General features: G+C 66.1%; 2 protein-coding genes. Both read right to left on the bottom strand.

Going from position 1 to position 1,379, the window contains the following annotated elements; genetic code table 11:
* Positions 1-137 precede the first annotated feature (137 nt).
* Positions 138-824, bottom strand: coding sequence for a hypothetical protein (locus ACZ5CR_RS45325; protein ID WP_468869562.1), 687 nt, complete (start codon positions 822-824; stop codon positions 138-140).
* Positions 825-847: 23 nt separating this feature from the next.
* Positions 848-1,379, bottom strand: a 532-nt coding sequence (locus tag ACZ5CR_RS45320; RefSeq protein ID WP_468869557.1) for a hypothetical protein, incomplete at its 5' end; no start/stop codon positions are given.

Here is a 1,379-nt window from a genome sequence, read left to right as displayed (position 1 = left end):
CGAAGGATGTCTCCGAGGGTGTGAAGGACAAGGGGGGCAAGGGGAAGGGCAAGGGGGAGGGCGATTAGCGGAGCCGAACAGGCTCCCGCGGTCAGCGACCGTCCGCATCGCCCTGCCAGCTCCCCTGAGCCTTCACGTCACTCATTGTCCGGCGCCTCCTCCAGTGGGTTGTCGAAGCTGACCAGTTCGGCGGTCTGGTGGAGCAGGGACCGGTAGTCCTCGCGGTGCTCCAGGGCCATGGTGCTCAGGGTCAGGACCACCAGGCGCTTGCCGTCCGGATGCGGGAGGTGGGCGTGGATCTGGAGGAGCGGCTGCTGAGGAAGACCGCTGACAGGTGTCGGGGTGCGTACGGTCTCGCTGAGGGTCGCCGGGCCGCACGGCAGGTCGAGGTACTCGATGCAGGTGTGATGCTCAGCAGAGGTCACCGCACGGGCAGCCGTGACAGCGGGAGGGGCAACCGCTGTGTCTCGCCAGGAGAGCGTGAGGAGCGAGAGCAGCGGCCGACTCTTGCCGTCACCCCTGATGTCGCCCGTGTCATCGCGGTGCAGACCGATGGAGCAGTGCGCCGTCCCGACTTCCCGCAGTGCCGCCAAGAGCTCATGCCCTGTGGTGAGTTGACCGATGAATTGCTGGCGGGCCATCTCGTCGGGCGCAGCGTCAAGGAACGGGGCCAAGGCGTCGCCCAAGTCAAGGGCGGCCTGGGAATCCTGTCGGCCCACCAGGGTGCAGAACGAGATCGCGGTGAATCCCGCGGGTTCGACGAACCAGACTTCGGCGTCCGGATCCTCGGCAGATTCGTGGAGCGTGAAATGGGGAGTTGTCACGGAACTGGCGCTTCCCGGGCTGCTCAGGGGTGGGCTGGATGAATTCCGACACGTCGGCCACGTTCGATGTCCTCGGGTGTGGCACCCCAGTCGGCGAAGCGGCGTCCCCCCTCGGCCGCCATCTGTTGGTGGAGGACGCACATACGTCGAGGCGACCGGCCGCTTGGCGTGGCCGCGGCAATGAGGCCGATGAAGCGCGGGTCGCCGGCGAACCACACAGGACTGATCTGCCTCTTCAGTTCGGTCTTGGCGCGGGGTGCCATTCGACGGCTCCACCAGTTCACCCGCATGTGCTGGGGGAAGACGAGCGGCAGCATCTGCTCGGGGCGGGCGGGGTTGGGGAATTCGAACCAGCCGAACTGCGTGCCCAGAACGTCGGGGTGCTTGGTCAGCCCGTTCGGAACATCCCACAGCACCTGCCAAGGGTACGTACGCAGGATGCGCAGCATGCGCAACGCCGCTGGGAAGTAGCGGAGTTGGATGTATACCCGGTACGGCGCATAGAGGAAGTAGGGCATGAAGATCCATACAACCCAGTTGGGCGTGTGGGTCGAG

The organism is Streptomyces sp. NPDC031274, assembly GCF_055570235.1.
Note: the sequence above shows the minus strand (reverse complement) of the source record. Positions and strands in the feature narration are given on the sequence as shown.